21 protein-coding genes and 1 tRNA gene are annotated in these 25,807 nt (G+C 69.0%); 13 read left to right on the top strand and 9 right to left on the bottom strand.

The genetic code is table 11. The features are described from left to right. Nucleotides 1–8 precede the first annotated feature (8 nt). Nucleotides 9–2,468 (bottom strand): hypothetical protein, encoded by a 2,460-nt coding sequence (locus tag IPK71_02055; GenBank protein ID MBK8212506.1) that lies wholly within the window; start codon nt 2,466–2,468, stop codon nt 9–11. A 161-nt stretch (nt 2,469–2,629) separates the two neighbouring features. On the opposite strand from IPK71_02055, the gene IPK71_02050 reads away from it, so the two are divergent. Next, on the top strand, nt 2,630–3,766 hold the full coding sequence (locus tag IPK71_02050; protein ID MBK8212505.1) for a hypothetical protein: 1,137 nt from the start codon (nt 2,630–2,632) through the stop codon (nt 3,764–3,766). Nucleotides 3,767–3,908: 142 nt separating this feature from the next. Here IPK71_02050 and IPK71_02045 read toward each other — a convergent pair whose 3' ends face one another. Further along, on the bottom strand, nt 3,909–5,237 hold the full coding sequence (locus tag IPK71_02045) for a hypothetical protein (protein ID MBK8212504.1): 1,329 nt from the start codon (nt 5,235–5,237) through the stop codon (nt 3,909–3,911). A gap of 66 nt (nt 5,238–5,303) precedes the next feature. Between IPK71_02045 and IPK71_02040 the strand changes: the two genes are divergently transcribed. Further along, nucleotides 5,304–6,260, top strand: a complete 957-nt coding sequence (locus IPK71_02040) for a LysR family transcriptional regulator (GenBank protein MBK8212503.1) — start codon at nt 5,304–5,306, stop codon at nt 6,258–6,260. 134 nt (nt 6,261–6,394) lie between these two features. Here IPK71_02040 and IPK71_02035 read toward each other — a convergent pair whose 3' ends face one another. Together IPK71_02035 and IPK71_02030 are read right to left on the bottom strand one after the other, a co-directional pair. Continuing rightward, nucleotides 6,395–7,474 carry a membrane dipeptidase gene (locus IPK71_02035; GenBank protein ID MBK8212502.1) on the bottom strand — a complete coding sequence of 360 codons (1,080 nt, stop codon included), beginning with the start codon at nt 7,472–7,474 and terminating at the stop codon, nt 6,395–6,397. A 4-nt stretch (nt 7,475–7,478) separates the two neighbouring features. Beyond that, complete coding sequence (locus tag IPK71_02030; GenBank protein ID MBK8212501.1) at nt 7,479–8,732, bottom strand: alanine racemase; 1,254 nt, start codon at nt 8,730–8,732, stop codon at nt 7,479–7,481. Nucleotides 8,733–8,801: 69 nt separating this feature from the next. Between IPK71_02030 and IPK71_02025 the strand changes: the two genes are divergently transcribed. Next, on the top strand, nt 8,802–9,221 hold the full coding sequence (locus IPK71_02025) for a hypothetical protein (GenBank protein ID MBK8212500.1): 420 nt from the start codon (nt 8,802–8,804) through the stop codon (nt 9,219–9,221). Then, complete coding sequence (locus tag IPK71_02020; GenBank protein ID MBK8212499.1) at nt 9,218–9,670, top strand: pyridoxamine 5'-phosphate oxidase family protein; 453 nt, start codon at nt 9,218–9,220, stop codon at nt 9,668–9,670. The genes IPK71_02025 and IPK71_02020 overlap by 4 nt, the downstream gene beginning before the upstream one ends. A 134-nt stretch (nt 9,671–9,804) precedes the next feature. Here the strand turns inward: IPK71_02020 and IPK71_02015 are convergent. The 3 genes from IPK71_02015 to IPK71_02005 form a co-directional block, all read right to left on the bottom strand. Further along, a tRNA-Ser gene (locus tag IPK71_02015) sits at nt 9,805–9,895 on the bottom strand. 118 nt (nt 9,896–10,013) lie between these two features. Further along, on the bottom strand, nt 10,014–10,916 hold the full coding sequence (locus IPK71_02010) for a hypothetical protein (GenBank protein MBK8212498.1): 903 nt from the start codon (nt 10,914–10,916) through the stop codon (nt 10,014–10,016). A gap of 64 nt (nt 10,917–10,980) precedes the next feature. Continuing rightward, nucleotides 10,981–12,171 carry a hypothetical protein gene (locus tag IPK71_02005; GenBank protein ID MBK8212497.1) on the bottom strand — a complete coding sequence of 397 codons (1,191 nt, stop codon included), beginning with the start codon at nt 12,169–12,171 and terminating at the stop codon, nt 10,981–10,983. 113 nt (nt 12,172–12,284) lie between these two features. On the opposite strand from IPK71_02005, the gene IPK71_02000 reads away from it, so the two are divergent. From IPK71_02000 to IPK71_01975, 6 genes are all read left to right on the top strand, one after another. Next, nucleotides 12,285–13,283: a YndJ family protein gene (locus IPK71_02000; GenBank protein MBK8212496.1), complete on the top strand. Its 999-nt coding sequence runs from the start codon at nt 12,285–12,287 to the stop codon at nt 13,281–13,283. Nucleotides 13,284–13,718: 435 nt separating this feature from the next. Next, on the top strand, nt 13,719–15,422 hold the full coding sequence (locus tag IPK71_01995; protein ID MBK8212495.1) for a serine/threonine protein kinase: 1,704 nt from the start codon (nt 13,719–13,721) through the stop codon (nt 15,420–15,422). After that, entirely contained in the window at nt 15,419–16,555 is a 1,137-nt protein-coding gene (locus IPK71_01990; GenBank protein ID MBK8212494.1) for a protein kinase, read from the top strand. Before IPK71_01995 ends, IPK71_01990 begins: the two co-directional genes overlap by 4 nt. 265 nt (nt 16,556–16,820) lie before the next feature. Continuing rightward, nucleotides 16,821–17,666: a hypothetical protein gene (locus IPK71_01985; GenBank protein ID MBK8212493.1), complete on the top strand. Its 846-nt coding sequence runs from the start codon at nt 16,821–16,823 to the stop codon at nt 17,664–17,666. A gap of 80 nt (nt 17,667–17,746) precedes the next feature. Continuing rightward, nucleotides 17,747–18,700, top strand: a complete 954-nt coding sequence (locus IPK71_01980) for a PEGA domain-containing protein (GenBank protein MBK8212492.1) — start codon at nt 17,747–17,749, stop codon at nt 18,698–18,700. A 10-nt stretch (nt 18,701–18,710) separates the two neighbouring features. Next, entirely contained in the window at nt 18,711–20,207 is a 1,497-nt protein-coding gene (locus IPK71_01975; GenBank protein MBK8212491.1) for a DUF1565 domain-containing protein, read from the top strand. A 51-nt stretch (nt 20,208–20,258) separates the two neighbouring features. On the opposite strand, the gene IPK71_01970 is transcribed toward IPK71_01975, so the two are convergent. Further along, nucleotides 20,259–20,744 carry an endonuclease domain-containing protein gene (locus IPK71_01970; protein MBK8212490.1) on the bottom strand — a complete coding sequence of 162 codons (486 nt, stop codon included), beginning with the start codon at nt 20,742–20,744 and terminating at the stop codon, nt 20,259–20,261. Between the two features lie 155 nt (nt 20,745–20,899). Here IPK71_01970 and IPK71_01965 point away from each other — a divergent pair, with 155 nt between their 5' ends. Together IPK71_01965 and IPK71_01960 are read left to right on the top strand one after the other, a co-directional pair. Beyond that, a complete protein-coding gene (locus IPK71_01965) occupies nt 20,900–21,937 on the top strand; it encodes a PEGA domain-containing protein (GenBank protein ID MBK8212489.1) in 1,038 nt (345 codons plus the stop codon). Nucleotides 21,938–21,950: 13 nt separating this feature from the next. Continuing rightward, nucleotides 21,951–23,528, top strand: a complete 1,578-nt coding sequence (locus IPK71_01960) for a DUF1565 domain-containing protein (protein ID MBK8212488.1) — start codon at nt 21,951–21,953, stop codon at nt 23,526–23,528. A gap of 47 nt (nt 23,529–23,575) precedes the next feature. Here IPK71_01960 and IPK71_01955 read toward each other — a convergent pair whose 3' ends face one another. Continuing rightward, complete coding sequence (locus IPK71_01955; protein MBK8212487.1) at nt 23,576–23,872, bottom strand: DUF559 domain-containing protein; 297 nt, start codon at nt 23,870–23,872, stop codon at nt 23,576–23,578. 665 nt (nt 23,873–24,537) lie between these two features. On the opposite strand from IPK71_01955, the gene IPK71_01950 reads away from it, so the two are divergent. Then, entirely contained in the window at nt 24,538–25,260 is a 723-nt protein-coding gene (locus IPK71_01950; GenBank protein MBK8212486.1) for a PEGA domain-containing protein, read from the top strand. Nucleotides 25,261–25,807 lie beyond the last annotated feature (547 nt).

Raw genomic sequence — 25,807 nt, 5'->3', positions numbered from 1 at the left:
CGTCCCGCTCAGGGGACGTTCACGTACGCGATGAGCGTGAGGGCAGGGAGCTCGTGCGTCGAGCTCGTGGTCTGGGTCGCTCCCTCGGCGTCGACGTAGGTCGAGGTGATGCGGTACTTCACCACGAGGTCGGCGCTGAAGAGCCGCAGGCCCCCTCCGAGGTCTTTCGTCGTCCCGCCGTCGAGGGTGAAGCGCGTCGTCGCGCCCGTGTCCGTCTTCGGCTGCGTCGAGGGCTCCTTCGTCTGGTACGCGTAGCCGACGATGGTGTAGGTCGTGGTGGTCCCCGCTTGGGTCTTCGTCGCGGGAGGCGTGACCCGCAGCGCCACGCCGAGGCTCGTGGGCAGGCTCGACGCGAGCTCGACCTCGGCCACGTTCGCGAGCGACGGCCGCACCTCCTGGGCGGAGAGCTTGACCCCTGGGCCGCTCACGTTGGCGTTCACGGTGAAGGCGTGCCCGTCGCCCACGTCCCACGTGAAGGGCGCGAGCGCGACGGACGTGTCGACCATGGCCTCGCAGGTGACACGCACGGCGAGGTCGCGTCGCCCCCCGAAGTCGAGGTTCGCGAACACGAGATCGATGGGCTCGTTCGTCTTCCCGAAGCTCTCGACGATGGTCTCGTTCTCGAGCTTCTGGGTCGCGCCGGCGATCGTGGCGATGCCTCCGAAGCGGGTGCCCGCGCCGTCGCCGTCGACCTTCACGTGGATGGCGACGGGGCTCTCGCTCGTCGCCGTGGGGGTGAGGCGGACCGTGCGGGCGGCGAGAGGCGCGACCTGCGCGAGGCCGAAGACGGGCGTCGTCACGGTGCACGTCCGAGGGTCGATGGTCGTCTCGAAGCGCGCGCTCTTGGCGGGATCGGCGTCGGTCACGAAGAGGTCTCGGGCGAAGCCCTGCTGGGGCTCACCCTCGCGGCCGAAGAACCCGTTCGGGCCATGGTCGGCGGCGCGCTCGCGCAGGAACTCGACGTACTCGCTCCGGAGGTCGGTCCCGAGGTTCTTTCGGAAGGCCTCGTCCATGGCATCGAGCAGGGTGGTGCGTGGCGGTGACCAGCGCAGGGCGTCTTTGGCTTCTTCGGTGGGGAGCGCCGCGGCGGCGCGCTCGATGGCGTCATGGAGCGCGTTGAACGTGCCCGTGAGGTAGCCGAGGTTCCCTCCGTTCTTCGCCCGCGCCACGTACGCGAAAAAGTCTTGGTTCGAGTAGGGGAGGGCGCTCCCCTGGACGGAGATCATCAGGTACTGCGAGAGCATGAACGTCTCGGCGGGTGAGAGCGACCTCACTTGGGCCTCGCGTGCGCCGAGCGCGAGCGAGCGCCCGTACGTCGTGGCGGTGCCCTCTTTGTAGCCGCGCATGGAGCCGGCCATGAGCGCGTAGCCGGCCTGCACCGCGTGGAAGAGCTCGTGCGCGATGACCTCGTCGACCGTGGCGCGGTTCGCGGCGAGCGTCCAGGTCGTGGACTTGGTGGCGATGTAGATGCGCCCGTAGTGGTTCCCGTCGGGGGCGACGACCTCGGCGGGATCGAGGCCGCGGAAGAAATTTCCTTCCTTCGCCCAGTGCACGAAAAAGCGCGGATCGGTCCCGCCGCAGGGCTCGGCCTCCGTCGCGCCGATCGCGAGGTCGGGCTGGCGAAAGCCCGTGGCCTCGTACTCTTGGGAGGCCTTCGCGGCGGGAGCGCCGATCTTGGTCTTGGCGACGGTGTCGATGTCGGCGAGGCTCGGCGGGCCGGTCAGCGCGAGGGCGCGCGCCGTGGCCTCGACCACCGAGGGCTCGGTGGGATCGTAGACGACGCAGAACGTGTGCGCGCCCCAGGTCTCGGGGGTCACGTGGCCCACAGCGGCCTTCGCCCGCTTCGGCGCCGGGATCGCCATGGCGCGCATGGCCGGGTTCAGCACCACGACCACGTCCATGGAGGCGGGGAGCCCACGGAGCTCGGCGACGACCGCGTCCCCTTCGAGCCTCCCCGTCACGTCCACGACGGCGTGGTCCTTCGGGTCGTGCAGGCGCAAGAAGACGGAGCGCGGCGAGCGCGAGGCCGCGGGCACCTTGGCCGCGTCGAAGGGCACCTTCACGACGACGGCCCCGGGCTTCGCGGTGTGGAAGCCGCGCTCCCCGAGATCGAGCCGGTACGCCTCGGCGCCCCCGGTGACGATCGTCTCGCCGGCGCCGATGGGGAGCTCCGCGGGCTTGCTCGCCCCGCGCGCCGAGGGGGCGCTCGCGTTCACGCAGCGGCTGATCTCGCCTTCTCCCACGGTCACGGAGAACGCGCCGGACGAGAACGTACCGCCCGTCACCGCGCCCGTGCATCGCGGCGGCGTGAGGTCCCAGTCGTCGTTCACGGCTCCTCCGAAGCCCGCCGGCGCGGGGGGAGTGGTCGTCCCGTCGTCGGACGAGCACGCGCCGAGGGCGGTGAGCGAGGTCACGAGGAGCGCCGTGAGCCCAGCGAGTCGCGTCTTGGGGGAGGTCGAGCGAGGCATGATCCAGGACGAGGTGCAAAGCCCTTGCCGAGGACCGATCTCCGGAGCCTTCCCCTGGAAATTCAGCCTCGGTGTGCGCCCGGAGCGCAGCCCTTGCGTAGAGGCGAGGCTTCTGCGGAGGGCGCGCCCCACCCCCTCCCGGCTCTGCTACACCTTCGAGGATGCACGCTCTCGCCCGTGGGGTCTCGGCGCTCTTCGTGTTCGTGATCGCAGGCGCGGCGTCCGCGTGCTCCACCCCCTCTCCCGCGGTGGAGGTCGACGCGGGCTCCGAGGCCGACGCGTCCCCCGTTTGCCCGGCCATGCCCACGCCGGAGCCCTTCGTGAAGGGGCCGCACGTGCTCCCGCTCGACGGCGTGCTTCGTGTGAGCCACGTCCAGGCGAAGGCGACGCACAACAGCTACCACCTCATGCCGAAGGACCCGATCCCGGACTGGCGCTACGAGCACCTGCCGCTCGGCGAGCAGCTCGCGAAACAAGGCGTGCGCGGCGTCGAGCTCGACATCCACTGGGACGACGAGTGCCAAAGGTACCGCGTGTTCCACATCGGCCTCCTCGACGACGGCACGACCTGCACCTACCTCACCGACTGCCTCGTCGCGCTCCGCACGTTCTCGAAGGAAAATCCCGGGCACCACCCGATCTTCGTCCAGATCGAGCCGAAGTTCGCGTCGTCTCCCGCGACGGACGGCGAGCGGCTCGCCGCGCTCGATCGCGAGGTGCTCTCGGTCTTCGACAAGGCGTGGATCGTGAGACCCGACGACGTGAAGGGCGGCTCGGCCTCCGTGGCCGCCGGGCTCGAGGTGCGTGGGTGGCCCACGCTCGGTGAGGCGCGCGGGCGGTTCGTCTTCTACCTGAACACGGGCGGCGCCATCCGCGACGCGTACACGAGCGGGCGAAAGGACCTCGACGGGAAGGTCATGTTCGCCGAGGGCACGCTCGGCGAGCCGTTCGTCGGGGTGCAGGTCTCGAACGGGCCGGAGGACACGAAGGCCATCGAGGCGGCGCTCGCGAAGAACGTGATCGTGCGCACGCGCGCCGACTCGAACCCCGGCACGGTGCGCGCGGGGGACACGGCGTCCCGCGAGGTGGCGCTCGCGTCGGGCGCGCACATCGTCAGCACCGACTTCCCCGCGCCCGTGCCCGGCCTCGACTACGCGCTCACGATCCCGGATGGCACGCCCTCGCGCTGCAACCCGAAGACGGCCCCAAGGAGTGCACGCCGCTCGCGATCGAAGACCCGTCGAAGCTCCGAAAGTAGCCCAATCGTCAACGTTGACGATTGCGTTCGTCAACGTTGACGAACCAAATCGGCGAGAAAAATAGGGCGATCGTGGAGGGCTCGATCCGCAATCGTCAACGTTGACGGTTGCGTTCGTCAACGTTGACGAATCTCGGGAAGGCTTCCCCCCAGGCACCTTCGGGGCGATCTCCCCGATCGGATCAGAGGTGCATCTCGAGGCCGAGGGCGGCGCTCGGGCCGTCGTACGAGGAGCGCACGAGCGTGTCGAACCCGACCGACCACGTGTAGCGGAGCGCGCCGTAGGGCGAGACCCACTCCGCGAACGGGAGCTTCACGCCGACCTTGAGCCCGGCCTCGATCCCGAGCGCGGGCGAAGAGTCCTTCCCGCCGAAGAGCTCGTTCTCCCACTCCGACACGCGGCGTCCGTCCGGTGTCACGCGGTCCTTCGCGGGCAGGTAGAAGCCGTAAGCGCCTTGACCTACCGCGAAGGGCAGCTCGACCGAGACACGCGGCGCGAAGGGGAGCTCGAACGCGGGCGCGACGAGCAGACCCACGAACCCGCCGTCGCTGCGGAGGTCGAGGCGTTGCCTCCCGCGGTAGGTCGCGCCGTTCACCGTCGAGGTGGGGAAGGTCTCCCCGTTCAGCGCGCCGGGGCGCATCGCGGCGACGAGGCCGAGCTTCAGGTGACGGCCGAAGAGCGACACCCCCGCGGAGAACGCGGGCCCGTGCGACAGGTGCTCCGCGAGGCCGTGTGCGCGCCACTCGCTCGCGACGAAGACGCCGACCGACCCCGGGGCGCGAGGCGAGACCTCCCGAGGCGAGGGGCGATCGTCCAGGGCGATCCGCACCCCGAGCGTGCCTTGCACGATCGCCTTCGGGCCGTCGCCGTCGTACCCGTAGTCACCTCCGCCGCGCGCCGAGGCCGAGAGCGCCACGCGCCGCGAGAGCCAGACGTCGGCGCCGAGCTCGACGAACTGGCCGAGCTGCTCGATGTCCACGGAGGGCCGCACGGCGACCGCGACGGGCACCCCGACGCCCATGAAGAGCTCGGTACGCTCTCCCACCTCGGCCGTCCCCCGCAGTCCCACTTCGGACGTCACGACGAACGAGCGCGGATCGTCGGGCAGGCCCGCGGCGCCCGTGGTGCGCGCCCCGAGCGACGTGCGGAGCGCGAGGTGGCGTGGGCCGTCGGTGACGAGGGGCAGCTCGAGGGTCATGTGCCCGCCCGTCGTGGTCGCGCGGTCGCTCTCTTTTCCGCCGACGAACCAGGTGCCGTACGCGCCCGTCGCGTTCACCGAGAGGGCGAGGCGGGACGGCCACGCGACACGCGCACCGACGAGGGCGTGCCCACCGAACGCTCCGGCACCCGCCTGCGCACGGAGCTCGACCGAGGGATCCGCGCGGGGCTCGTCCGCGTGCACGAGCGACGGGGACGAGAGGCCGAGCGCGGCGACGACGGAGGCGACGGAGGCGACGGAGGCGACGAAGCGGGAGCGGGACGGGGCGCGGAGCGGGGAGGCGAGGTTCATGGACCCACCCTGCGCGATGGCCCGAGCGGCCGGAAACGAGCCCTCGTGATACGAACCATTCGCCCCATGCATAGTTTGCCCGACGACCTCAACCTCCTCCGCGATCTCGACGTCCTCCTCACCGAGCGCCACGTGACCCGCGCCGCGAAGAAGCTCGGGATCTCGCAGTCGGCGGCCAGCGTTCGGCTGCGGCGCCTGCGCGAGGCGTTCGGGGACCCGCTCCTCGTCGACGCGCGTCCGCTCATGCTGCTCACCGAGCGTGGCCTCGCCCTCGCCGGCCCCGTGCGCGAGGCCCTCGTGACCCTCTCGGAGTCGATCGCGCGCCTCGATTTCGATCCGCGGACGTCGCAGCGCAGGTTCGTGATCGTCGGGGCGGACCTCGTCGAGGCCTCGGCCGTTCCGGTGCTCCTCGCCGCGCTCGCGAAGCGCGCCCCCCACATGACGCTCGAGATCGAGCGCCCGAGCCCGGATCTTCCGCACCGGCTCGGGGCAGGGAAGGCCGACCTCGCGTTCGTGCCGCGTTTCCAGGCGTCTCCGTCGCTCCGCTCGATGCGACTCTTCGAGGACTCCTTCGTGGTGCTCATGCGCGAGGGCCACCCGGCCGCGAAGCGCGCGCTCACGCTGAAGACCTACCTCGCGCACCCGCACGTGCTCGTCGCGCCGACGGGCGCGCCCGGGAGCTTCGTCGACGACGCGCTCGCCAAGATCGGGGAGGCGCGGAGGGTGGTCGCCGTGGTGAGGCACTTCATGACCGCCCCGGTCATCGTCGCGCGGACCGACGCGCTCCTCACGTGCCCCATGTCCGTCGCGCACGCGTACGCGGGGCTCCTCCCGCTCGTCGAGGCGGCGCCCCCGATCCCGGTCCCACCGTACGAGCTCGCGGCGGTGTGGCACGACCGCGTGCACCACGACCCGGCCCACATCTTCCTGCGCGGCGTCATACGCGACGTGCTCGCGAGCGAGGAAGCCCCCGTCCCGCGGCGATCCGCCGAAGCTCGAATCTTTCCCAATCGTCAACGTTGACGATGGCGTTCGTCAACGTTGACGAACGTACTCCTCAAGAAAAATAGGCCCTTCGTGGAGGGCGAATTTCCCAATCGTCAACGTTGACGATTGCGTTCGTCAACGTTGACGAATCTCGGGCAGGTACGCCGACGTCACCCGCGGAGGTCGCCGAGGGCCCGGAGGAAGTTCTTCCCGAGGATCTTTTGGATGGTCTCCGGGCGCATGCCGCGCTGGAGCAACAGCTCGACGAGGCGAGGCAGCTCGAGGCACGTCTTGAGGTCGACCGGGGGCACGATGGCGCCGTCCCAGTCGCTCCCGAGGGCGGCGAAATCTTCTCCGACGGTGTGCACGATGTGGTCGAGGTGCGCGGCAATCGCGCTCGCCCGGCCGAAGAACGACGAGGGCCCCAAGAAGCCCGCCTGGTACATGACACCGACGACGCCGCCCGTGTCGGCCACCGCGCGGAGCTGTTCGTCGTCGAGGTTGCGCCAGTGGTTGTGCACGCCCGAGACCCCGGTGTGCGTCACGATGAGCGGCTGGGATTTGTCGTGCACGCGCACGGCGTCGAAGAAGCCGCGCCGCGAGACGTGGGCGAGATCGACGAAGATGCGCTTTTCGTTGAGGGCGCGGACGTAGTCGAGGCCGCGCGTGGTGAGCCCGTAGTGCCCGCCGGCCGACGCGCGCACCGGGGCGCTCGTGACGCCGAGCGACGAGGTCGAGAGGTGCACGAGCGTGACCCTCACGACACGACGGTCGAGGAGCTCGAGCGCGCCTTCGGCGTCGAGCGCGTTGCCGCCTTGCACCCCGATGAACGCGGCGTGTTTTCCCGAGGCGCGCGCCTCGGCGTAGCCCTTGGCGTCCTCGACGAGCGCGACCTCCTCGGGGACGGAGGAGAGGATCGACGTCAGCCGGTCGAGGTTCTTAGCGAAGGTCTTCTTGCGGTTCTCGGAGGGGCGGAGCGGGTTCGTGGTGATGACCCAGATGCCGCCGGTGATCCGCGCCTCGCGAATGCGTGGCAGGTCGGCTTGGCCGAGGAAGCGCGCGCCGAACGGGCCGGTGCCGTGGCGCTTCGTGAGGTCGTACCCGAAGATGCGCGTCCAGATGAACGTGTCGATGTGGAGATCGACGACGTCGCTCGCGAGGTAGAGCTCGACGGCCTCGCGCGAGATGCCGAGCTCGCGCGCCCAGGCGGCGGGGTCTTTCCGGGTGTAGTCGAGGCGGATCGCGTTCATGGTTTCACCCTAGGAACGTGTGGCCGAGGCCGCGGTAGGTTTTTGCAGAGCCGGTGAGGGTGCGCCCCGACACGAGCCCGTACTCGGTGAAGTGCTCGGCGAGCTCGCCGGCTTTGGCGTGGCGAAAAAACACGGGAGAACCGATGCGCGGCTCTCCGCCTCGCGGCGCGCGCAGGGGCGTCTGTACCTCTCCCGCGCCCTCGAGGGGGAGGAGCGAGAGGCCTCGCGGGAGCGCGGGGATGGGCAGGCGATCGTCGCCGGCGGGGCCCGAGGCGACGAAGCCTCCTCCTGCACACGTGACGATCCCGGGTGCCGGGTGCCGGACGACGTCGAGCGCGAAGTACGCGCACGGCTCGGGCTTGAGGTCGCGGTACCGATCGAAGAGATGACCGCATAGAAAACCGGAGCCGGCGGTGGTCTCGGTGAGGGTGGGCTCGCGCGCGCACCACGCGAGGTTGCCGGTGCCTCCGCCGTTCACGATGCGCGGCGGGCTCCCTCGCGAGACGAGCGCATCGACGAGGGACTTGCGGGTGGTTTCTACGTCGCGGCGGGAGAGGGAGCGGAGCGCGCGGACGACGGTCGAGCGCGCGCGGTCGTTCTCGATCGCGTCGCCGACGCCCGCGATTTGCGCTTCGTAGCCCATGATTCCGGCGAAGCCGAGGTGCCGCGTGCGCTCGATGCGCGACACGAACGCGAGCACGTCGGAGATGGTGCGGAGGGGGCTCCTTCGGACGCCGAGGTGCACGGCGCTGCCCACGGGGCGGTAGGCCATGTCGACCTCGACGATCACGTCCAGGGTGGCCCCCGCGTGCTCGGCGGCGGCCGAGAGCACGGCGAGGTGATGCGGATCGTCGACCACGACCGAGACGCGAGTGCCCTTTTTGGCGAGGCCCGCGAGCACGTCGGCGTCGGCGCGGCTCGCCACGGGGTACGCGAGGAGGAAGTGGTCGAGCCCGAGGCCCGCGAGGAGCGCGGTCTCCCGGGCCGTGTAGGTCATGAACGTCACGGCCGGGAGCAAACGCTCGGCGGCGCGTGCGCGGATGCGCACGAGGACGTCGGGGCAGCGGATCGACTTGGTGGCGACACGGAGCGGCTTTCCGTGCGCGGTGGCGACCCCGAGCAAAAGATCGATGTTTCGATCGAGCGCGTCCTCGTCGATGAACGCGTAGGGCCGCGCCACACCCTCGAGCGCGTGAGCGAAGCGCGCGTAGGTGCGCTCGGGGAGCTCGCGCGGGGAGGCTTCGTCGAGGGGCGGCACGCGCCCATGGTGCCCAAGGACGCGCCGTTCGGGTAGCTGCTCGGCCGGAGAGCGCGTAAAACTCTCTCCGTGGACGCGAAAGTCATCGTCTTCGTGGCTCTCGGGATCGCGGGCTGTGGTCCCTCGGTGGCGCCCGTCGCCGAGCCGCGGCCTTCGCCCCCGGACACGATCCCGGTGTCGTCGCACGACGCGCAGGCCGATCTTGAGAAGCTCGTGCACGAGTCGATCGACGCGCGGCGGAACGAGCTCTGGGCCTGTTATCGCAAGGGCCTCCGGGACTCGTCGCCGATCGAGGGGCACGTCACGATCGTGCTCGAAATCGCCCAAGACGGCCGCGCGACCCGCGTGCTCGAGGGGCGGAGGACCGGCATCGACGACGACGCGGTGAAGTGCATGTCGCGTGTCTTCAAGGCGCGCCCCTTCCACGACGGCGCGGCGTCGACCATGCGCCTCCAGATCCCGCTCACCTTCACCAAGGAGGGGTCGTGAGCGCGCACGCGGCGAAGGTCCGTGCGCTCGTCGAGGCCGCGAGGCTCGCGACCCTCGCGACGTTGGCCGACGATGGCGCACCCTTCGGCTCGCTCGTGGGGTACGCGCTGACTTCGGCGGGGGAGCCCTTCGTCTTCGTGTCGCGGCTCGCCGAGCACACGAAGAACCTCGCGCGCGATCCTCGCGCCTCGCTCCTCGTCGCCGCGATGGGCCCCGAGCCGCTCGCGTCGCCGCGGGTCACGCTCGTGGGGCGATTCCAGCCTGCGCCGGCCGAGGTGTCCGCCGCGCTCGTCGAGGCCTTCGTCGCGCGGCACCCGGAGGCCGCGCGCTACGCGACCTTCGGAGACTTCGCGCCCTGGGTCCTCGCGGTGGACCGTGCGCGGTACGTCGAGGGCTTCGGCGTCATGAGCTTCGTCCCGGGCGAGGCATACCGCGGCGCGTTCACCTGACCCTGGCGCGCCCGGCCCACCCTGTGGAAAACCGACCGACGGTCGCGCCAAGGCAGCGAAACCACGCCCTATTTCGGCGGACCACCGAACGCAAAAAAGCTCTCCGGTAGGGGACACCTTCACGGAGAGCTCGTTGGCGGAGAGGGCGGGATTCGAACCCGCGGTGGGCTTTTGACCCACGCTCCCTTAGCAAGGGAGTGCCTTCGGCCACTCGGCCACCTCTCCAAGGTCCGCGTCGGTTTAGTCGCCCTCTCGCCCCGGCGCAAGCCCTTCCCTCGGGTTTGCCCCGTGCTCCGGGAAATCCGGGCGAAACGTGGGCTCTCCGAGGCTCGGGTGGCGCGCGTCAGGGCGAGACGGAGGCCTTGAGGTCGTCGAACTGCGTGCGCACCTGGGCCGGGGTGATGCTGTGGCCGCCCGCGTGCTCGCGCAGGGTGAAGACGTGCCCGCGGTTCTGAAAGTCGGTGCGGTCCTGGTAGGTGAGCGAGATGGGGTTCTGGTCCTGCGCGCCGTGCACGTGGCTCACCGGGATCTTCCACGAGGCCTGCGCGGGGCCGACGCCGTTCTGCCGCGCGAACGACGTGTTCGCCCCGCCCATCGCGAGCCCCGAGAAACGCCCCGCGGACGAGAGCCCCAAGAGGTACCCGTAGAACGTCCCGGCCGAGAAACCCCAGAGGATGTGCTTCTTCGTGAGCACGTTGTAGCAGTCGTCGACCTCGCTCATGACCGACAGCACCTTGGGCAAGTCGGCCTGCGCCCAGTTGCCGCCGGTGGCACCTGCGGTCGGGGGGCGCGAGCCCTGGGGCGCGACGAGCACGAGGCCCTCGGCGTCCGCGATGGGCTTCCAGAGTGCCTCGAGCTCGGGGACGCCGGTCGAGTCTTGGCCGTGCATGAGCACCACCATCGTGTGGCCCACGTTCTTGTCGTAGCGCGGAGGCGCGTACACCGAGAACGCGAGGCCGCCCGCCTGGCGCAGCGACGAGAGCCCGGTTTTGTGCGCCTGGTACTTGCACGCAGGCTTCTCGGGGCCGGTCGAAGGTTGGCCGCCGTCGCCCTGGGGGGTCGCGCCGTCCGTCGGGAGCGCGCCGCCGTCGGTGGGGAGCGTAGGTCCCCCGTCGGTGCCTGGCGGGGTCGTGGAGGTCCCGGTGGGGCTCGGGGCCGGGAGGGGCGAGATGGGCTCCACGTCGCTCGAGCACGCGGCGAGGGCGACGGTGAGGGCGACGACGTGAGGGGCGGCCTTGAAGATCATCTCTCTCGAGGCGTAGCACGCGCGGCCGGTGCGCGCGCGCCGGTGCCGGTCGTGGCGTGCGGCATCAGGGCGGCAAGACGCGGGCGAGCGGCACCGTGAACACCTGCCCGGTCGCGTCGCCGTTCAGCCGATACGCAAGGAGCCCGAGCTTGTTCATCACGCACATCGAGTCGACCAAAAACGCCTTTTTCCCTTGGCCGAGCTGGAGCGCGACGAGCAACCCCCGGTCCAAATGGAAGCCGAAGATCCCGTACGCCGAGTCGTAGAGCACCCACCCCTCGTACGCCGCGATCCGGTTGAGGAGCTTGTGCTCGTCCACCGGTGAGTCGGGGAAGAGCCCGGGGCGCACGGCGACCTCGTCTCCCACCTCGGTGCGCATGCCGTTCGATTTTCGGTAGAGCCGGAGGGCCGACTGAGGGCCCGTCCTCGCGTACGAGACCAGCAGCCCGAGCTCCGACACCGCGGCCTCTCGAATGGCGATGGCCGCGTCGAACGTGAGCGTGTCGGTCGTCTTGGTGGTGACGTCCACGACGTAGAGCGGCGTGGGGAACGTCGTGCCTCCGGGGATCACGATCTTGCCGAGGCCATACGCGAGAGGAGGCTGTCGGGTGGCGAGAACGCCGCCGATGTCGCTCGGTGTCGAGCCTTGGGACAGATCCCAAAAGCGTACCCGTGTGCCGTTCTGGTCGATGCCGTTCACGAACTGATCCAGGCGAATGATCCCGTCGTTCGTGGCCCAATGGTAGGTGGCGTAGGCGGCGCTCCCCGGCTTCGCGCCGTTCTCGGTCAGGTAGGCGTCGAGCGTCGAAAAGTCGGGCGCGTCGGCGGGGATGTACATGTCCGACGGCGCGAACCCGACGAGGCGTGGCGCTTTGAACCTGTAGTCTTGGCGTAGCGTCGTTCGGCCCGACCACGTGTGCACGGAGCCGTCCGAGTCTCGCCACGCCACGTACGAATCCGTGCATACTACACGAGACCCTTGGGACGTCACGGGCCCCGGCGTTCGCAGCGTCTGGAGCAGGGCCTGCGCCTCGTCGTAGGTGGTCGGCGCGGCCGGAGCGTCGGGGGTCGACGTCTCGAGCGAACCGCCGTCGAGGGGAGGGGTGGCGTCGTCGTTCGGGGGATCGCTCGCGTCCACCGAGGCGTCGGTCTGCCCAGAGTCGGTCTTGAGCGCCGAGCAGGCGAGGGGCGACGAGGCCACGAGCGAGGCGAGAACGAGCGCGAGCCCGTAGCCCGGACGAAAGCAAGGACGCATCCCTCCAAGGTACCACGCCGCGCCCGAGGACCTTCCCCCACCGACGGGCCAACGTGGCCGGTTCGTGAACGATTTCGGTTGTCTGGCCCGACGCGACGCGCAAGTTTGCGTGCGTGAGCGACGCCCTTCCCCACCCGCGTACCGTGCTCCGCGCAGCGCTCGGGTTCCTGACGTTCGGGGCGTGGCTCTTCCTGGTGGGAGCTCAGGCGTTCGTCGGCATCGGCGAGCTCATCGTGTCGTTCGCGATCGCGGTCGTCGTGCCGCTCGGGCTGCGGGCGACGCGGGGCGAAGGTGACCTCGCGTACGAGCGTGTGCAGCGGGTCGTGGGGCTCTGCGCTCCCGTTGGCATGGTGGCGTTCGCGTTCCCGCCCGGGCGCACCTCGGCCGCGCTCGCCGCCGTGTGGCTCGCGGCGACCTTGGCGGTGGCGGCTCGAGGCCTCGTTCGTGTGCGAGCACGAGGGTTTTTCCCACTCGACGAGCTCGCGATCGATCTTGGCCACCTGCTCTTGCCCGTGGGCGGGGCGTGGCTCTTCGCGTCGCGGGCGGGCATGTCACCCTTCGGTTTCTTCGAGCCCATCGTGCTCTACACGGCGGCGCACTTTCACTTCGCGGGCTTCGCGGCGTGCGTGGTCGTGGGCCTCTTGGGGCGAGCGCTCTATGCGGAGCGGGCCCCCTCGGTCGTGTACCGCGGGGCGGCCGCGGTGGTCATGGCGGGAGTGCCGCTCGTCGCCGCGGGCATCACCGTGTCGCGTGCCCTCGAGGGCCCGGCGGCCGTGCTCTTGGGCGTGGGGATGCTCGTGGTCGCGGCGCTGCTCTGGCTGCTCGCGCTGCGCAGGCTGTTCGAGCGCGTCGAGGCTCCCCCGGCCGAGCGGTGGGCGCGGAAGCTCGGGGCGCCGCTCTTCTTCGTGGCGGGGCTCGCCCTGCTCGGGTCGATGATGCTGGCCGTGGCGTTCGCGCTCACCGGGTCGGCGGGCCGAGGGGCAGGGCAGAGCTTCATCCCGTACGGGACCATGGCCCTCCTCCACGGGTCGGCCAACGCCTTCGGGTTCGCGACCTGTGCGTTGCTCGCGTTCGCCGTCGCCCCGCCTCCCTCCGCGCGCCGCCACGCCTGACCGGGGGCCCGTTGGGACCGACCGAGAGGCCCGGAGGGACCGACCGACGTTGACGCCAAGTAGCTGAAATCAGGTCAGCAGCCCGGGAAGAACCGACCGACGTTGGCGCCAAGGCATTGAAATCACGTCGCGCGGACCGAGAGCCCCCGCCCCCCGGTCCACCCGCCCCCGGCCCCCCGGATTCCACCCCCCGCGCCCCGCTCCCCCCCGCACGCCCCCGCGCCCACGCCCTCCGATGGGGCCCTGCCCCCCCAGGACCAGGCCAGTCCTCCCGGCAAATCCCAACCTTTCGCCTCGCGTTCGGGGCCTGGGCTTCGTAAAAAAACGGAGGGGCGGCGCACCGAGTACGCGCGGCGTGGATTTCACGAAACGAAACCCGCCCCCGAGCCGAACCAGGGCCCGAAACGCCCACCGCGACTGCCGCAAAGAGCCCTCATGCCCCCGTCCCCCGCCGGTCAGAACGAGCCTTCGAGCGCCTCCCTCGTGACGGCCTCGTACAAAAAGGGCGAGATTCTGCGCGCAGGCAACCAGGCGTTCCGTCTCACCCGGTGCCTCGGGCTCGGCGCCATGGGCGAGGTGTACGAGGTCGAGGACCAAAACCTCGGCGTGACCCGCGTCATGAAGCTCCTCCGGCCCGAGCTCGTGCACGCGCGCCCCCACCTGGTCGACCGCTTCATCCGTGAGAGCCGCGGCCTCGCCAAGCTCCGCCACCCGAGCGTCGTGCCCGTGCTGCTTTCCGACCGCCTCGCCGACGGCACCCCGTTCTACGTCATGGAGTTCGTGGCGGGCCGCAGCCTCGCGGCGTTTTTGGCCAAACACGCGCCTCTCGAGCCACGTGTGGCGCTCCCCATCTTGATGCAGCTCGCCTCGGGGCTCGAGGCCGTGCACGCCGCCGGCATCGTCCACCGTGACGTGAAACCCGACAACGTGCTCGTCTGGCGTGAGTCGGCCGGTATCCGCGCGACCTTGCTCGACTTCGGCGTCATGAAGCTCCTCGCCGACGACGTGCACGAGGGCTTCTGCGGCACTCCCAAATACGCCGCGCCCGAGCAGCTCAAAGGCGAGCTCCCGACGGTCAAGTTCGACATCTTCGCCCTCGGCTGCGTCGCGTACCAAATGCTCTCGCGCCACGAGCCCTACGAGGACTTCGACAGCCCGCTCGAGCGCATCGCCCGCCCCGCTCCTCGGCTCAGCGAGACCGGCCGCGCCAAGCGCGTGAGCGACGATCTCGCGAGCCTCGTGGCCGACATGCTCTCCCTCGACCCGGCCCAGCGCCCCACCGCGCGGCAGGTCTCCGATCGGCTGCTCCAGTGCCGCGAGTCCCAAGCGCAACCCCAATCGCGCCTCGGGGACGACGAGATCACGAACGCCGAGCTGCTCTCGATCTCTCCGCTCCACGCGACGCCGCTCCTCCCGGCGGATCTGGATTCGCACACCATGCCCGGTGGCCCGCCCATGGAAATCATGGAGGCCGCGCGTCGTGCGCTCGCCCCCACGGTTCGTGGTCAGTCCCTCGAGGGTCTCGGCCGCGGCTTCAGCGAGAGCTCGGTGAACGTGCTCGCGCACACGGAGCTCGCCCCCGAGAGCGCCGTCAAACCCGGAAGCGGCGAGTTCGACATCGCGGCTCAAGCCATGGCCATGGCCCAGCGCGCGGCTTTGCGCATGGCGCACACACGCTCGCTCACGTCGTCGGGAATGCCGGCCCCGAACACCGCGCGTGTGGTCGAGGGCATGCTCCCGTCCACCCCGTCGACGGCCGAGCCCACGGGGCCCTCGTCGTTCGCGAAGGGCGCGAGCAAGACGATGCCCCTCCAGTCGGGGCACTCGGTGGCGCCGCGCACGCAGAGCGGCACGCTGCCCATGCAGGCCGCATTCTCCCGGGACAGCGTCGCTCCTCCACCCGCCGTCGCGGGCTCGGCTCACGGTCACGCGGGGCACTCGGCCGCCTCGGCGCTCGTTCGTTCCGCTCGACCCGGCTCGAACCCCCGCGAGACGGCCGACGCGGTCGCCGCCGCGCGCGCCGCCGCCACCGAAGAGAAGGGCCGCGGAGGACGCGCCCTCGTGGCCGTCGTCGTGGGCATCGTCATCGCGCTCGTCATCCTCGGCGTCGTAGGCGCCTTCCTCAGGTTGCACAGATGACGAAGCCCTGGGGCCCCCAAGAAGAGGCTCGGGAGATCCGCTCGCCCGAGGTGGGCAAGGTGCTCTTCGGCACCAAGTACCTCATCGTGGCCAAGCTCGGTCGCGGCGGCATGGGCGAGGTCTTCGAGGTCGTGAAGCCCCCGCAGATCATGGGAGTGCTCAAGAGGCTCGCGCCCGAGATGGCGAAGTTCCCCAAGGCCAAGGAGCTCTTCTTGACCGAGGTGCGCGCGCTCGCCGAGCTCGACCACCCTCACATCGTGCGCGTGCAAGACTTCGACACCGACGGCTTCGGCGTGCCCTTCATGGTGATGGAGCGCCTCACCGGCCGTAACGTCGCGGATCTCATCGAGAAACGGGGCCGCGTCGAGCCCGACGAGGCCTACGAGATCACGCGCCAGCTCCTCGACGCGCTCCACGTCGCGCACACGCACGACACGCCTGTCGTCCACCGCGACATCAAGCCCGAGAACATCTTTCTTCATCAGCCGAGGCACGGAGAGCCCGTGCTCAAGCTCATCGACTTCGGGCTCGTGGCCGAGGCCGGCACGCAAGAGAAAGACTTCGCCGGTTCGATCCACTACGCCGCGCCCGAGCAAATCCTCGGCGAGCCCGTGACGGGCAGCGCGGATCTCTACGCGGTGGGCGGGGTGCTCTACGAGATGCTCTCCGGGCGCATGCCGTACGACGCGCCCACGGCCACCGAGGTCGGGCGCGCGAAGGTCAAACACAAGCCGAAGCCGCTCGCGAAGCTCGCGCCGTGGGTGCCGGAGCCCGTGGCGAGGCTCGTGCTTCAGGCGCTCGAGCGTGAGCCCGAGAAGCGACCCCCGAGCGCGAAGGCCTTTCGTGAGGCGCTCGACGCGGCGGTGGGCTACCGCGCGCCGAACGAGGCGGTGCGAGGCCGCGCGGCCATCCCGGCGGTCACCAAGGTGCGGGTGCCTCCGCCCGGGGGAAAAGGGCGCACGGCTCCGATGCCTTCGGGGGCCGGGTCCGCGTCGTTCTCGGACGACACGCTGCTCAAGGCCGGCCTGCCCTCGCGCCCGGTGCGTCTCGGCGAGCTCTGGCTCGAGATCGTGGCGGGCCTCGTCGTGGGGCTCGTGATGCTCGGCCTCGTGCACGCGATGGTGTCGCCATGAGCCGCGCCTCCCGGAGGTTCACGAAAGCCTCAATGGTTCTGAGTGGTTACGAGTTTCTTTCGGTACCCTCGTTTTTTCTCGCAACACGTCGTGGGGAGCCGCCGACCCCGTGTTCATGGAAGGCCTCGCCCCTGATCTCGTCGACGATCTCGCGCCCTCGTCACGTTCCCCCATGCCGTCGAGCCACCCGCGTCCTCGCGGAGGATTCGACCCATCGCACCCTGGGAGACTATGCTTTCCCGCGGGAGATCTCGGAGCCGTCGTGATGAAACAACGCCACACTCAGCCCATGGCGCCCGAGGCGAAGGTCGAGAAGACGACCGACCCTGGCATCACGCCTCGCCCGCCCACGGCCGACCACGACGACGAGCGCCCGAGCCAGACACGACGCCGCCGCGCGGCCGACACGGAGCCGATGGCGCCTCCCGGCCTCGACGACGATCTCGACGATTTGGCGAACGCGGCGCTGGCGACCCCGGCGATCCCCGAGCGCCCCGACTCGGACGGCGCGCGTGTGGCGCGTTATGCGGCCGAGGGAAAGCCGATGAAGGCGGTGGCGGTGACGGTGCCGACGGGAGAGGTGCTCGTCGAGCCCACGAGCGAGCCCACGTCGACCCCCGAGGCTACCCCCGACGGCCCGATGGTCTCACGTCGCGACGTGGCGACGGGCCCGTCGTCCCGCGCGGTCGAGGCTGCGCGAGCGGAGGCCGAGCGTCGTCGCACGAGGAACGCGCTCATCCTCGCGGCGCTCGTGATCTTCGGGATCGTGGCGGTGGTGGTGCTCATCGCGAAGGCGACGCGCGACCCGAAGGTCCCCGAGGCCGCGCCGAACCCGCCCAAGGTCCCAGGAACGGCGCAGGCGACGGTGGTCCCGGTCGACACGCAACCGAAGCTCCTCTCACCGCCCCCACCACCGCCCCCCGCGACGGAGACGACGATCGCGGTCCCGCCGCCGGCGAAGGCCACGCACGATCCGAAGGGTCCAACGCCGAGCGCGGGCATCTTCGAGTCGACGGCGAAGCCCACGGCGGCGCCCCCTCCCACGACCGACCCCCACCCCCGCCCGAGCGCCGCCCCGCTCCCTTCGGACATCACGCACAACATCTACTGAGCGGGGTGTGGCTCACACCTCACGATAGCCGCCGAGGGGAAGGCCCGAGGGGCGCACTTTACTTTTCGAGACGAACGACGATGAACGCGAAGAATACGACAGCCGCACTCTTTGCCGCCGCGACGGTGCTCGTGGCGCCGATGGCGTACGCCGATACACCGGCGGAGGCGGAGGCGAAGGCGAGATTCGAAGAGGGCAATAAGGCGTGGGCTGCGGGGAAACATGAGGAAGCGCGTCTGAAATATGTGCAGGCGTATGCGGTGCTGAAGTTTCCCGGGGTGTTGTTCAATTTGGCTCGGGCTGAGATGACGGTGGGGCACGATGTCGAGGCGTATAGGCTCTTTCGTGACTTCCTGAAGATGCCGCAAACCGATCTCGATCGGTCGATGTTGGCTCGGAAGTATTATGGAGAGCTGGCGAAGAAGGTGTCGCTGGTGTCTGTGAGCGCCACGACGCCGAAGGGCACCAAAGTGATCATCGACGGAGTCGACGCGGGAGAAACCCCGCTCGCCGAGCCGATCGTGGTCAGTGCCGGCACCCACGACATCGTGCTGCGATATGCCGATAAGGAGAAGAAGTCTCCCGTGTCGTGCCCGTTGTCGCAGACGGTGACCGTGGAGCTCGAGGTGAAGGAAGATCCGAAGGTTCCCATCACGCCGCCCGCGGAAAAAGGCGAGAAGGGGAGCTGGCTAGTCCCCGGAGTGCTCGCCGGAGTGGGGGTGGTAGGCTTGGGAGTGGGGATTGGCCTCGGCGCGGCTTCGGGTAGCGCGACCTCGGATGGAAAGGCGTTGGCCCAGGGGGGAGCGTGCGCCGACCTGTCGAGCGCCGCGTGCGCTACGGCAAAAGACAAGGAGGGCTCGGCGAGCGGGCTCGCGACGGTGAGCATCGTCGGATACGTGGCGGGAGGGGCGTTCGTCGCTGCGGCCGTGATTTCGGCTGTAGTCATCGCGCCGTGGAGAGAACGGTCGAAGAAGACCTCGAATCTTTGGGTATCCCCCACGGTCGGTGGTGGGGCTTTTGGCGGTAGCTTTTGAGGGGAATCCGATGAAGACAAAGACGATTTTGGTGCTGGCGGCCTTTGGTATCGGAGCGAGCGCGCTCGCAGGCTGTCCCTCGACGTTCTCGGTGTGCGATGAAGGCCCGTGCGGCACGGCGGACGGGTCGACGCCCGAAACGGGCCCCGGCCCGGACGTGAGCATTCCCGACGCCGGCAAAGATGGAGATCCCGTCCCGACGGGCTGCGACACTCCGACGGCGCCCGCGAAGAACCCCGAGAAGTGCCTGACGGACGAGTTCGGTGCGTACGTCGCCCCGAATGGCAACGACGCGAACCCCGGGACGAAGGCGCAGCCGTACAAGACGATCGGGAAAGCGCTGGAGAGCGCGCGGACGCGTATCGTGGTGTGCGAGGGGGACTACGCCGGGAGCGTGGAGGTGAAGCGAGGTGTGGAGGTGTACGGGGGAGTGAGCTGCGACTTCACGAAGGCGGGCGGGAAAGCGAAGATCGTGTCGTCGAAGGCGGCGTACGGCGTAAAGGTCGAGAAAGTCAGCGACGCGGTGGTGCTCGCCGACGTGGAGGTCGTGGGAGCGAACGGAGCGACCCCGAGCGAGAGCAGCGTAGGAGTGTTCGTGACGGAGAGCGGCAATGTGAAGGTGCTGCGTTCGCGCATCGAAGCGGGAGACGGAGCGGACGCCCCCGCGAAACGAGATGGCAACTACACGTTCCCTGCCGACGCGGCGCTGAAAGGCGCCAACGGGGACGACAAGGGAAATGGCACGGTCACCGACGACACCGGGGGAGCGGGTGGCTCCACGGGAGCCTGTCCGGGTGGCGGAACGAGCAGCGGTGGCAAAGGGGGCGACTTCGGCTTCCAGGGTGTCGACGGTGCACCGCGACCGCCTGGAGGCGCAAAGGGGGGAGTTGGGGACTGCAGCGCCATGGGTGGCGGATTCAGCGGGGATCCCGGGTCTGCAGGCACCCTTCAACCGGGCGCTAGCCGGGTTGCAACCCTATCGGCAACGGGACTTGTCGGGAGTGGAGGAGAGGCGGGTGGTAACGGAGGCCCGGGTGGAGCGGGTGGTGGCGGATATGGATTCAGTGGCGCCGGAGGCGGCGGGGGCGCCGGAGGCTGCGGCGGGCAGGGCGGATTCGGCGGCGGAGCTGGCGGCTCGAGTGTCGCGTTGGCGTCGTTCGCGAGCACGGTGACGCTGGAGGGGACGGAGCTCGTGGCGAAGGTGGCCAAGCCCGGCGGAGCCGGAGGGAGCGGCCAAACCGGTCAAAACGGCGGAGCTCGCGGAGTCGGCAGTAACCTCGCGTGCAATGGTGGCAACGGGGCCAAAGGTGGAGACGGGGGAGCGGGCGGAGGTGGCGCCGGAGGGGTAGCGGCGGGTATCGTCTGGTCTGGCAAGGAGCCGACGAAAGACGCGGCGACGAAGGTGACCCGCCCGGCTGGGCCTGCTCCGGCGGGTGGCATGGGCGGCGCGGGAGCGAGCAACAAGGGCGTCGACGGAACGCACGCGGACGTGTTCGAGGTGAAGTAGAGCGGAAGGCCCTACGGGCTCGTGGAAGGCCGCGAGCCCGTAAAAATAGGCCTAGAGCGCCCCGCGAATGGCACGAAGCACGGAGTGGATATCGCGCTCGACGACCCAAGCCTTGAAGCGGAGAGTGCGTACGCCGAGGGAGGCGAGACGTGCATCACGCGCGGTGTCGTAGGCGGAATGCGCGGGGTGGGAAGCGCCGTCGACCTCGATGGCGAGGGAGCGGGAGGGGGCAAAGAAGTCGACGATGAAGCGGTCGAGTGGGACCTGCCTGCGAAAGCGGACGCCGAGGGCGGAATTGCGCAGGTGGAGCCAGAGGATGCGCTCGGAGGGAGTGGGTGAAGAGCGCATGGCGCGAGCGTGAAGGGTGAGACGAGGGGACAGAGGAGAGGCGAGAAAACGAGAGCGCAAAGGAACCTCCAAGCCGTGGGGACTGCCGGCAACGCGAGGAAACGCGCAGGCCCCGTGCCAGCGACGCAGGTGAAGAGAGAGGCGAGAGAGAGCTGGCGCGAGGCGTGCGCGAGCTCGCGAGGGCGGCATTCGCCGCGGCGAAGGTGCCAGGCCTATGGTGGAGGCCGAGAGTGCCGAGAGAGCAGTGAAGCGACGTAAACGTTGCGACGGAGGACGGAATGGTGCACTGTCAACGAGTGCTACGGGAGAGAGGGCCGAATACGCGCGTGACACGGTCTGCCGGAATGGGCGTCGTGCTTGTCGAGGGCTCCGCGTCGCGCCGCGAGGTCTCTACCTCCCCTGAGCGCGCGGAGGGCGAAGCCCGAGCACGCGATTTGGGGGAGGTCGACACGGGGAAGAAAGCAAAATCGCGGGGAAAAAGCCGGGTCGCGGGGAACCACGGGGGCCGAGCGCTTCGCAGGCTTTCTTCCCCGTGGCGGGTGGGGGCACCTCTTTCTCTGGCTTGGGCGGCAGGGAAACATGAAGAAGCACGGCTGAAATATGTGCAGGCGTATGCGGTTCTGAAGTTTCCCGGAGTGTTGTTCAATTTGGCTCGGGCTGAGATGACCGTGGGTCACGATGTCGAGGCGTATAAGCTCTTTCGTGACTTCTTGAAGATGCCGCAGACCGACTTGGATCGGTCGATGTTGGCTCGGAAGTATTATGGAGAGCTGGCGAAGAAGGTCTCGCTCGTCACCGTAAGCGCCACGACGCCGAAGGGCACCAAGGTCATCATCGACGGAGTCGACGCGGGCGAAACGCCGCTCGCCGAGCCGATCGTGGTCAGCGCCGGCACCCACGACATCGTGTTGCGCTATGCCGATAAGGAGAAGAAGTCTCCCGTGTCGTGCCCGTTGTCGCAGACGGTGACCGTGGAGCTCGAAGTGAAGGAAGACCCGAAGGTTCCCATCACGCCGCCCGCGGAAAAAGGCGAGAAGGGGAGCTGGCTCGTCCCCGGAGTACTAGCCGGAGTGGGCGTGGTGGGCCTGGGAGTCGGGATAGGCCTCGGCGCGGCTTCGGGATCGAAGGGCGGCGATGCGGCGACGCTTGCGCGCGGTGGTGCGTGTGCGGACCTCGGGAGCGCGGCATGCAAAGAGGCGCAAGATGGAGCGTCTTCCGCGAGTGGTCTTGGGACGGGCAGCGTAATTGGGTACGTGGCCGGTGGTGCATTCCTCGGCGCGGCCGTCATCAGCACTCTGATCATCAAACCGTGGGTGGAACGTCCGCGGCGTATCACGATACATCCCGGGTTCGGCGGAGCCACGGTTGTCGGAACGTTCTGAGGGGAAGAGAACCATGCTTAAGAAGACTACGATTGTGACGGGTATCGTCGGGCTGGGGCTCCTTGCGCTGCCCGGGTGCCCGCGGTGGGTCGATGTGTGTGAAGAGGGGCCGTGCGGCTCGGATGGTGCCGTGAGCGGAGACGGCTCGGTCGATGCATCGGCCGATACCGGAAAAGACGCCGACCCGATCCCTACAGGCTGCGATACGCCAACCGAGCCTGCGAAAAACCCAGAGAAGTGCCTGGTGGATGGGTTCGGAGCGTTCGTGTCGCCGAACGGGAACGACGCAAATCCGGGCACGAAGGCGCTGCCGTACAAGACGATTGGGAAGGCTCTTGCAGGCGAAAAGGACCGGATCGTCGTGTGCGAAGGCACTTACGACGAAGCACTGACGATATCGCGGAGCGCTGCGCTCTACGGTGGAGTGACGTGCGCGTTCGACAAGGCCGGCGCGAAGGCGAAGATCGCGCCCGCGGCGTCGACGGGGCTCACGGTCGGGAGCGGGACGCTGAAGCTCTTCGATGTGGAAGTTATCGCGAAGAGTGCAACGGAACCCGGGGCCTCAAGCATCGGAATTTTTGCAAAAGCGGGAACGGCACTGGAGATCCAGCGCGGGCGCGTGGAGGCAGGGGACGGCGCGGATGGCGCCGACGCGAAAGCGACTGGTGACAATCGGCTTGATAAAGAGCCGACTGGAGCGCCGGCTAGTGGTGCAACGGGCGGCATCGACAAGAAGTGCACGTGCTCGCTTCATGGTGAGAGCACGGGCGGGTCAGGAGGTGATGGCGGCAAGAACCTCGGTGCACCCGCAGGTGCGAAGGGCGGAAACGGACTCTCCACGCCAACAACGACGCCCGTCGGGATATTTACCGGAGAGGGTGGCGCGGGCGAAGCTGCGCTCGGAGACAGTTGCAGAAACGGTCGAGTCGGCGCTCCTGGGGTAGCCCGCCAAGGTGGGGCTGGAGCGAAGGACGTCGGCGCCGTTACCGCGATGGGCTGGAAGACAAGGGATGGCTCATCGGGCGAAAGCGGCAACCCCGGACAGGGCGGCGGTGGAGGCGGGGGGAGCTATTTCAACGTGACTTCGGCCGGTGGAGGCGGAGGCGGCTGCGGCGGCTGCGGTGGGGCTGGTGCCGCGGGCGGTGGAGGCGGCGGCGCTTCGATAGCAATCCTTGCATTTGATGCCGCAATCGCGATCGATTCTGTTGAACTCAAGAGCGGCAAAGGTGGCGCCGGAAAGATGGGTGGCACGGGTCAAGCAGGCGGCGGCGGCGGCGGCGGCGGCACGGTGGGAGCATGCTCAGGCGCAGCCGGGGGCCCTGGCGCCGGCGGTGGCGGTGGCGGTGGCGGAGCAGGTGGCTCAAGCTTCGGTATCGCATATTCGGGAAATGCGCCGAGGGTGGATGGTCAGGCAGTTGACAGCGCTGACAGCCGAAGCGGAATCTCGGTCGGCTCCAAGGGAGAGACGGGGGCTGGTGGTGGCGGCGGTGCCGGGTACACTGCCGGAATGCCTAATAGCTCTGCTGGAGCGAATGGGACACCAGGGGCTGAGGGGGCGTCGAAGGCCGTAGTGAAAGTGTCAAAGGAATAGTCTCGGCATGGAGGGCTCGCGAAACCACGCGAGCCCTCGATGGCCCGTCAAAGGGCCGCGCGGATAGCGCGAATCACCGAGGCCGTGTCGCGCTCGACGTGCCAAGCCTTGAAGCGGAGAGTGCGTACGCCGAGGGAGGCGAGACGTGCATCACGAGCGGCGTCGTAGGCGGAATGAGCGGGGTGGGAAGCGCCGTCGACCTCGATGGCGAGGGAGCGGGAGGGGGCAAAGAAGTCGACGATGAAGCGGTCGAGGGGGACCTGCCTGCGAAAGCGTACGCCGAGGGCGGAATGGCGTAGGTGGAGCCAAAGGATGCGCTCGGAGGGAGTGGGTGAAGAGCGCATGGCGCGAGCGTGAAGGGTGAGACGAGGGGACAGAGGAGAGCCGAGAAAACGAGAGCGCATAGGGACCTCCGAGCCGTGGGGAATGCCGGCAACGCGAGGAAACGCGCAGGCCCCGTGCCAGCGACGCAGGTGAAGAGAGAGGCGAGGGAGAGCTGGCGCGAGGCGTGCGCGAGCTCGCGAGGGCGGCATTCGCCGCGGCGAAGGTGCCAGGCCTATGGTGGAGGCCGAGAGTGCCGAGAGAGCAGTAAAGCGACGTAAACGTTGCGACGGAGGACGGAATGGTGCACTGTCAACGAGTGCTACGCGAGAGAGGGCCGAATACGCGGGTGACAAGGTCCGTGGGCTCCACGTGCTTGTCGAGGGTCGCGCGTCGTGCCGCGAGGTCTCTACCTCCCCCTGAGCGCGCGGAGGGCGAAGCCCGAGCACGCGATTTGGGGGAGGTCGACACGGGGAAGAAAGCAAAATCGCGGGCAAAACGCCGCGCCGCGGGAAACCACGGGAGCCGCGGGCTTCACAGGCTTTCTTCCCCGTGGCGGGTGGGGGCACCTCTCTCTCTGTCTTGGGCGGCAGGGAAACATGAGGAAGCGCGGCTGAAATATGTTCAGGCGTATGCGGTGCTGAAGTTTCCTGGGGTGTTGTTCAATTTGGCTCGGGCTGAGATGACCGTGGGTCACGATGTCGAGGCGTACAAGCTGTTCCGTGATTTTCTGAAGATGCCCCAAACCGATCTCGATCGGTCGATGTTGGCCCGAAAGTACTACGGAGAGCTGGCGAAGAAGGTCTCCCTCGTCACCGTAAGTGCGCAGACCCCCAAAGGTACCAAGGTCATCATCGACGGCGTCGACGCGGGAGAAACCCCGCTCGCCGAGCCGATCGTGGTCAGCGCCGGCACCCACGACATCGTGCTGCGATATGCCGATAAAGAGAAGAAGTCTCCCGTGTCGTGCCCCTTGTCGCAGACTGTGACCGTGGAGCTCGAAGTGAAGGAAGACCCGAAGGTCCCCATCACGCCACCCGCAGAAAAAGGCGAGAAGGGGAGCTGGCTCGTCCCCGGAGTGCTCGCCGGAGTGGGCGTGGTGGGCCTGGGAGTCGGGATAGGCCTTGGCGCCGCTTCGGGGTCGAGTGCGTCGGACGCCAAGGCGCTTTTCCAGGGTGGGGCGTGCGCCGACCTCGGGAGCGCGAACTGTCAGGCGGCGAAAGACAAGGAGTCGTCGACCTCCGGGCTCGCGACCGGGAGCGTGATCGGGTACGTGGCGGGCGGTGCCTTCGTGGCGGCCGCCGTGATTTCGGCCGTGGTCATCGCGCCCTGGAAGGAGCGGCCACGAAAAAATCTTGGTCTTTGGGTCGCGCCGAGCCTGTCTGGCGGCGCCATCGGCGGGAGCTTTTGAGGGGTAACCATGAAGACGAAAATCTTTCTAGCTGGCAGTCTCTTGGCGCTCGGTATGGCCTCTCTTACCGGTTGCCCCACATGGGTGGACGGATGCGCCGAAGGCCCCTGCGGCACGGCGGACGGGTCCTCGCCCGAAACGGGCCCCGGTCCGGACGTGAGCATCCCCGATTCCGGCAAAGACGGAGACGTTCCGCCGCCCGGGTGCGACTCGTTGAACGACCCGTTGAAGAACCCCGAGAAATGTTTCACAGACGAAAACTGGGCGTACGTGTCGCCGAGTGGGGACGACGGAGGCGCAGGGACGAAAGGGAAGCCCTTCAAGAGCCTGAAGAAGGCGCTCGAGGGGGGCAAGATCCGGATCGCGGTGTGCGAGGGCACGTACACGGAGAGCGTGGAAGTGACGCGCGACGTGACGATCCAATCGGGCTTCTCGTGCGACTTCACGAAGGCGGGGGCGAAGGCGAAGGTCGTGGGGACGAAGCCAGACTACGCGGTGAGCGTGGCGAAGCCGGCGGGGAACGTGGCGCTGAGAGACCTCGAGGTGG

It is taken from the genome of Myxococcales bacterium (assembly GCA_016712525.1).
Classification (GTDB): Bacteria; Myxococcota_A; Polyangia; order Polyangiales; family Polyangiaceae; genus JAAFHV01.
This window is presented reverse-complemented; position numbering and strand designations above follow the sequence as displayed.